At 67.7% G+C, this 7,174-nt stretch carries 5 protein-coding genes; 2 read left to right on the top strand and 3 right to left on the bottom strand.

From position 1 onward, the window contains the following. Positions 1-2,518 (bottom strand): DNA polymerase III subunit alpha (gene dnaE / locus AC3IFE_RS27660; RefSeq protein ID WP_489193264.1); only part of this gene is annotated, 2,518 nt, incomplete at its 3' end. A gap of 216 nt (positions 2,519-2,734) precedes the next feature. Here dnaE and AC3IFE_RS27655 point away from each other — a divergent pair. Both AC3IFE_RS27655 and gluQRS read left to right on the top strand, forming a co-directional pair. Continuing rightward, complete coding sequence (locus AC3IFE_RS27655; protein ID WP_089468069.1) at positions 2,735-3,589, top strand: sulfurtransferase; 855 nt, start codon at positions 2,735-2,737, stop codon at positions 3,587-3,589. A 30-nt stretch (positions 3,590-3,619) separates the two neighbouring features. Then, entirely contained in the window at positions 3,620-4,516 is an 897-nt protein-coding gene (gene gluQRS / locus AC3IFE_RS27650) for a tRNA glutamyl-Q(34) synthetase GluQRS (RefSeq protein WP_489193262.1), read from the top strand. 254 nt (positions 4,517-4,770) lie between these two features. On the opposite strand, the gene AC3IFE_RS27645 is transcribed toward gluQRS, so the two are convergent. Beyond that, positions 4,771-6,252: a DEAD/DEAH box helicase gene (locus AC3IFE_RS27645; protein WP_489193260.1), complete on the bottom strand. Its 1,482-nt coding sequence runs from the start codon at positions 6,250-6,252 to the stop codon at positions 4,771-4,773. 450 nt (positions 6,253-6,702) lie between these two features. Continuing rightward, on the bottom strand, positions 6,703-7,083 hold the full coding sequence (locus AC3IFE_RS27640) for an MliC family protein (protein ID WP_301739727.1): 381 nt from the start codon (positions 7,081-7,083) through the stop codon (positions 6,703-6,705). Between the last annotated feature and the right edge of the window lie 91 nt (positions 7,084-7,174).

Here is a 7,174-nt window from a genome sequence, read left to right as displayed (position 1 = left end):
TCACCGCGCCGAGCCCGTAGCGGATCGTGCGCGAGCGCGTGCCGTCGGCTTCCGCGACCGGCTCGAACCGGTAATGCGACTGGTTGATGTCCGGCGGCAGCACGGCGAGGTTGTTCACGACGCAGTCGTCGAACAGGATCTTCACCTTGTCGGTGTCGTCCATCGCGAGCGTCATGTTGGCCGCCATGAATTCGGCCGGATGGTGCGCCTTCAGCCACGCGGTGTAATACGCGAGCAGCGCGTACGCGGCCGCGTGCGACTTGTTGAAGCCGTAGCCCGCGAACTTCTCCATCAAGTCGAAGATTTCGTCGGACTTCTCGCGCGTGAGGCCGTTCTTCGCCGCGCCCTCGGCGAAGATCTCGCGATGCTTGGCCATCTCCTCGGGCTTCTTCTTGCCCATCGCGCGACGCAGCAGGTCGGCGCCGCCGAGCGAGTAGCCGCCGATGATCTGCGCCATCTGCATCACCTGCTCCTGGTAGACCATGATGCCGTAGGTCTCTTTCAGGACGGGTTCGACGCGCGGATCCGGATAGTCGACCTTCTCGCGCCCGTGCTTGCGCGCGCAGAAGCTCGGGATCAGGTCCATCGGGCCTGGACGGTACAACGACACGAGCGCGATGATGTCCTCGAAGCGGTCGGGCTGCGCATCCTTCAGCATGCCCTGCATCCCGCGGCTTTCCAGCTGGAACACCGCGACCGTGTTGGCCTTCTTCAGGATCTGGAACGACGCCGGATCGTCGAGCGGCACCTGCGCGAGCGACCAGTCGGCCTTCGACGGATCGAGGCGGCGAATGTAGCGCTCGGCCCAGTCGAGGATCGTCAGCGTCGTGAGACCCAGAAAGTCGAACTTCACGAGGCCGACGGCTTCGACGTCGTCCTTGTCGTACTGGCTGACCACGCCGCCGTCGTCGCCCTGCGTGTACAGCGGGCAGAAATCGGTCAGCTTGCCGGGCGCGATCAGCACGCCGCCCGCGTGCATCCCGACGTTACGCGTCAAGCCCTCGACGCGCTGCGCGAGATCGAGCAGCTGGTGGACTTCGTCCTCGTGGTCGTAGCGCTCCTGCAGCTGCGGCTCTTCCTTCATCGCGTCGGCGATCGTCACGTGCTTGCCGGGCTTGAACGGGATCAGCTTCGCGACGCCGTCGGTGAACATGTAGCCGAGGTCGAGCACGCGGCCGATGTCGCGCACGGCCGCCTTCGCGGCCATCGTGCCGAACGTGGCGATCTGCGACACGGCGTCCGCGCCGTATTTCTCCTTCACGTACTGGATCACGCGATCGCGGCCGTGCTGGCAGAAGTCGATGTCGAAGTCGGGCATCGACACGCGTTCCGGGTTCAGGAAGCGCTCGAACAGCAGGTTGTAGCGCAGCGGATCGAGGTCGGTAATGCCGAGCGCGTACGCGACCAGCGAGCCGGCGCCCGAGCCGCGGCCCGGCCCGACCGGCACGCCGTTGTTCTTCGCCCAGTTGATGAAGTCCGCGACGATCAGGAAGTAGCCGGGGAAGCCCATCTTCGTGATGGTCCCGCACTCGAATTCAAGGCGCTTGTAGTATGTGTCGCGCTGCGCGTCGCGCTCGGCTTCGACCGGATACAACTGCGCGAGACGGGCCTCGAGCCCTTCCTTCGACAGCTGGACCAGATAGTCGTCGAGCGACATGCCGTCCGGCGTCGGGAACAGCGGCAGCTTCGGCTTGCCGAGCTCGAGCTTCAGGTTGCAGCGCTTCGCGATCTCGACCGTGTTCGCCACCGCCGACGGCAGGTCGGCGAACAGCGCGGCCATGTCGGCCTGCGTGCGGAAATACTGGTCGGTCGTGAAACGCTTCTGGCGCCGCGGGTTCGCGAGGATGTCGCCTTCCGAGATGCACACGCGCGCCTCGTGCGCGGTGAAATCGTCGTCGGTCATGAACTGCGTCGGGTGCGTCGCGACGACCGGCAGCTTCAGCGACGCGGCGAGCGTCGCCGCCTGCTGGATGTACGCCTCGGCGCCCGGCTGGCCGTAACGCTGCAGCTCGATGTAGAAACCGCCCGGAAACACCCGCGCCCAGCGCTCGGCGTGACGGCGCGCGGCTTCTTCGTTGCCCGCGGCGAGCGCGATCCCGATATCGCCCTGTTGCGCGCCCGACAGCGCGAGCAGCCCTTGCGCGAGCTCGCCGTCGAGCCAGCTCGCGTCGAGCTCCGCGCGGCCGCGGTACTGGTTCGTGAGCCACGCCTTCGACAGCAGCTCGCAGAGATTCAGGTAACCGACCTTGTCCTTGACCAGCAGCAGCAGCCGCGACGGCTTGTCGCGGTCGTCCGGATTGGCAATCCAGACGTCGCAGCCGGCGATCGGCTTGATGCCCTTGCCGCGGGCTTCCTGGTAGAAACGGACGAGACCGAATGCGTTGCCGAGATCGGTGAGCGCGAGCGCGCCCTGACCGTCCGCGGCCGCCGCCTTGACGATGTCGTCAATGCGCACGATGCCGTCGGCGATCGAGAATTCGGAGTGAACGCGAAGATGGACGAAGCGAGGATCTGACATGGGCGCTATTGTAGCCGCCTCGCCGCGCGCGCTGCCCAAAAAATGCCCGCTTTGGCCGTTCGGCCGATGCACGCGGCGACGCGTCGCGCGGCTGGCCGTTCGGCCGGATACCGATGCCCGCGCCGTTTGCGGGATAATACGGTTTTTCGAATCAACGCCCCGGCTTCGCACCCTTTTTTGCGGGCCGCCGTGCGGCCGTTTTCCCGTCGGACCATCATGACCATCGTCAACCTCGCCGCCTACCACTTCGTCTCGCTCGACGCGAACGAGCAATGGCGCCCGCTCGTCACCGCCCGCTGCAACGAACTCGGCCTGCGCGGCACGATCCTGCTCGCACCGGAAGGCATCAACCTGTTCATCGCCGGCACGCGCGAAGCCACCGACGCGTTCATCGCATACATCCGCCACGATCCGCTGTTCGAAGGCAAGTTCGCGACGCTGCAGTTCAAGGAAAGCCTGTCCGACTCGCAGCCGTTCCGCCGCATGCTCGTGCGCCTGAAGCGCGAGATCATCACGATGAAGAAGCCCGCGATCAAGCCGGAACTCGGCCGCGCGCCGTTCGTCGACGCGCGCACGCTGAAGGCGTGGCTCGACCGCGGCCACGACGACACGGGCCGTCCGGTCGTGATGCTCGACACGCGCAATGCGTTCGAGGTCGACGTCGGCACGTTCGACAACGCGCTCGACTACCGGATCGACAAGTTCAGCGAATTCCCGGAAGTGATCGACGCGAACCGCGCCGACCTCGAAGGCAAGACGGTCGTGTCGTTCTGCACCGGCGGCATCCGCTGCGAGAAGGCCGCGATCCACATGAAGGAAATCGGCATCGACAACGTGTACCAGCTCGAAGGCGGGATCCTGAAGTACTTCGAGGAAGTCGGCGGCGCGCACTATCACGGCGACTGCTTCGTGTTCGATTACCGCACCGCGCTGAATCCGCAACTCCAGCCCACCGAGAACGTCACGTGCTTCGCGTGCCGCGCGGTCGTCACGCCGGAAGCGCAACGATCGCCGAGCTACGTGCCCGGCCAGTCGTGCCCTGCCTGCGCGCAGGCAGCCAGCGCCGCGTAACGCCGCGTCGCACCGCGCCCCGCCCCGCCGATGAAGCACCGCTATCGCGGCCGCTTCGCGCCATCGCCCACCGGCCCGCTGCACTTCGGCTCGCTGGTCGGCGCACTCGCGAGCTGGCTCGACGCACGCGCGCACGGCGGCGCCTGGCTCGTGCGCATCGAGGATCTCGACGGCCCGCGCACGGTGCCCGGTGCGGCGGACGACATCCTCGCGACGCTCGCGCATTTCGGCATGACGCCCGACGAACCGCCCGTCTGGCAGAGTACGCGTGATGCGGCCTACACGGCCGCCCTCGAGCGGCTCATCGCGGCCGGGCGCGTGTATCCGTGCGGCTGCACGCGCAAGGAAATCGCCGATTCGCTGCGCGCCGCCCATGAACGCCACACGACGCTCGCGTATCCGGGCACCTGCCGCACCGGCCTGCACGGCAAGCCCGCGCGCGCATGGCGGCTGCGCGTACCCGACGGCGATGCCGCACTCGTCGCGTTCGACGATCGCTGGCAGCACACGCAATCGCAGAACCTCGCGACCGAAGTCGGCGATTTCGTGCTGAAACGCGCGGACGGCCAATGGGCGTATCAGCTCGCGGTCGTCGTCGACGATGCCGCCGCCGGCATCACGCACGTCGTGCGCGGCGCCGACTTGCTCGATTCGACCGCGCGCCAGATCTACCTGCAGCGCTGCCTCGGCATGCCCACGCCCGCATACCTGCACGTGCCCGTCGTCATCGATGCGAACGGCGAAAAGCTGAGCAAGCAGACGGGCGCGACGGCGCTCGAACGCAACGATCCGCTGCCGGCGCTGCGGGCGGCCGCCGCGCATCTCGGTCTGTCGGAGGATGGCGATCTACCCGGCCATACGATCGACGCGTTCTACGCGGCCGCGACCGATGCGTGGGCACGTCGCTTCGGGCCGCGCACCGGTTGAACCGCGTGCACGGCGCCGCCCGCACCGATTATGTTCCAGCATCCATCCGCGGCGAATCCGCTCGCATGAAAGCGTGACGGCAGCCTGAGAGCCGCATCCGCTGCTACACAACAGCCTCGAAATATCCGCCGCCGCAGCCGACAAGCAATCGCTGCCGCGCGCACGCCCAACCCCGATCGCGTCGCCCAATGAAAAACGGGCACATGCTCGTCGCATGCACCCGCTTGTCCGGCAGCGCTGACGCGCCGCCCGGCTTACGCCGACGGCTTGCGCGGCATCCCGAACCCGCCGAGCAGCGCGGCGACCTGGCGCTTCGGCCCTTTCTTCTCCGGCTGCTGCGCGGGCTGCGCATCGTCCGGCTGCTTCGCCGACGCCGACGGCTCGTACGGTTTCAGGAAGAAATCGTCGACCGGCGCTTCGTGGCGGCGATGATGGCCGCCGCGCTCGGCGCTGCCCGACCGGCGACCCGATGCACCGCGATGCTCGTCGCGATCGCGACGACCGCCGCGCTCGCCACCGCGCTCGCTGTTGCGTTCGCCGCCGCGTTCGTCGTGACGCTGGCGCGACGGCTTGTCGAGCGTGAGCGTCTGCACGTCGAGCGGACGCTTGATCAGCTTCTCGATATCGGCGAGCTGCTTGCGCTCGTTCGGGCTGCACAGCGACAGCGCGTCGCCCGTCGCACCCGCGCGGCCGGTACGGCCGATCCGGTGCACGTAGTCTTCCGCGCTGAACGGCAGGTCGAAGTTGATCACGGCCGGCAGCTCGGCGATGTCGAGGCCGCGCGCGGCCACGTCGGTCGCGACCAGCGCCTCGATCTCGCCGCGCTTGAACGCGTCGAGCGCCTGCATCCGCTCGATCTGCGTCTTGTCGCCGTGAATCGCCGACGCGACCACGCCGTCGCGTTCGAGATTGCGCGCGAGACGGCTCGCGCCGATCTTGCTGTTGCAGAACACGATCACCTGCTTGAGGCCGCGATCGCGCAGCAACTGCACGACGGCCGCCTGCTTGTCGCCTTCGGCGACGTCGTAGACGATCTGCGTGACGTTCGCGTTCGTCGAGTTGCTGCGCGCGACCTCGATCGTCTGCGGGTTGCGCAGGTAGGTCGATGCGAGCTTCTTGATTTCGCCCGAGAACGTGGCCGAGAACAGCAGCGTCTGACGCTCCTTCGGCAGCAGGTTCAGGATGCGCTGCAGATCGGGCAGGAAGCCCATGTCGAGCATCCGGTCGGCTTCGTCGAGCACGAGGATCTGCACCTGGCCGAGGTTCGCCGTCTTCTGCTGCACGTGGTCGAGCAGGCGGCCCGGCGTCGCGATCAGGATCTCGACGCCGCGGCGCAGTTCGGCCGATTGCGGATTCATGTCGACGCCGCCGAACACCACCGCGCTGCGCAGCGGCGTGTGCTTCGCATACGCGTGCACGTTCGCGGCGACCTGGTCGGCGAGTTCGCGGGTCGGCGTGAGGATCAGCGCGCGCACCGGGTGGCGCGCCGGAGACGCGCTCGTGTTCGCTTGCGGCAGCAGGCGCTGGATGATCGGCAGCGAGAAGCTCGCGGTCTTGCCGGTGCCCGTTTGCGCGGCGCCCATGACGTCGCGGCCGGCGAGCACGACCGGAATGGCCTGCGCCTGGATCGGCGTCGGCGTCGTATAGCCCTGCTCGACAATGGCTTTCAGGATATCGGGGGCAAGGCCGAATTGATCGAAGGTTGCGTCGACGGGCTTGGCGACAGAATCGGACATGGTGGCGTTTCGCTCAAAAGGCGCGGCGGGGACATCGTGCGTCAGGCCGGCCGGGCCTGCGCTCATCACAATTCGGAAATAGACGGAGCCGCGGCGCGCCGCGCGGCGCCGCTCTGGTGCTTGGGACCGGTTCAATGCGAACGCTGGACGCCAGGCCGTGCGGACTCCGTTCGGCGCGAATGCCGGCGGAAAGGGCCGTATTGTAGCACCGTGCGGGAATCTGTCCGTGACAACGCCGCGAATGGTCGCGACGGCGGTTCATGCGGCGAGTCTGCCGGGGCTCGCGGGGGCGAGCAGCCGGCCGATCGGGGTAACCGTATCGGCCGGTGAACACTATTAGGGGTTCGATCGCGCAGTCTCGCCTCAGCATGCCCGCCGCCAGCCGCGCGTATCGGGCGTTCAACCCGACGCAGCCAGTCGACCCGGCCGTATAGGCTCCGCGCGCGCCGCTCAGCCCTTCTTCTTTTTCTTCTCGACCTGCACGCAGTCGGCCAGCAGCGGCGGCGACTTCGGGTCGGCAATCTCGTCGCGCAGCGTCGCCTCCTTGCCCTTCGTCCACCACGTATAGCGGCCGGCCTGATAGCGCGCGCCCGACCCCGACACCGTGTCGACGAACAGCATCTGCTTGCCGTCGACCGGCACGAGCGCGAAGCTCTGGCCGTTGCCCGCGAGCCAGTACGACACGCGTACCGGCGCCTTGTGGTTCGCGCACTGGTAGACGGTGGGCTGGCGCGCGTCGGCGTCGATTTCTTCGACGGTCAGTTGCGCGGCATGCGCGGCGGAAACGGCGCTGCCGGCGAGCGCAAGCGCGGCGAGGGTTCGGCGAATCATGCAGGTCCTCTCACGAGACGGTGGAAGCGCGCCGTCGAAGGGCGCGCGGTTATTGTTTATGAGGCTGGCGGGCAATCGCGCCGGCTGCCGG

It is taken from the genome of Burkholderia sp. APQ4-4ca (assembly GCF_057837105.1).
This window is presented reverse-complemented; position numbering and strand designations above follow the sequence as displayed.

Excerpts from the sequence above, each read along its gene's own strand:
- AC3IFE_RS27655 (WP_089468069.1), top strand. The coding sequence starts at position 2,735 with ATGACCATCGTCAACCTCGCCGCCTACCACTTCGTCTCGCTCGACGCG.
- gluQRS (WP_489193262.1), top strand. The coding sequence starts at position 3,620 with ATGAAGCACCGCTATCGCGGCCGCTTCGCGCCATCGCCCACCGGCCCG.
- AC3IFE_RS27645 (WP_489193260.1), bottom strand. The coding sequence starts at position 6,252 with ATGTCCGATTCTGTCGCCAAGCCCGTCGACGCAACCTTCGATCAATTC.
- AC3IFE_RS27640 (WP_301739727.1), bottom strand. The coding sequence starts at position 7,083 with ATGATTCGCCGAACCCTCGCCGCGCTTGCGCTCGCCGGCAGCGCCGTT.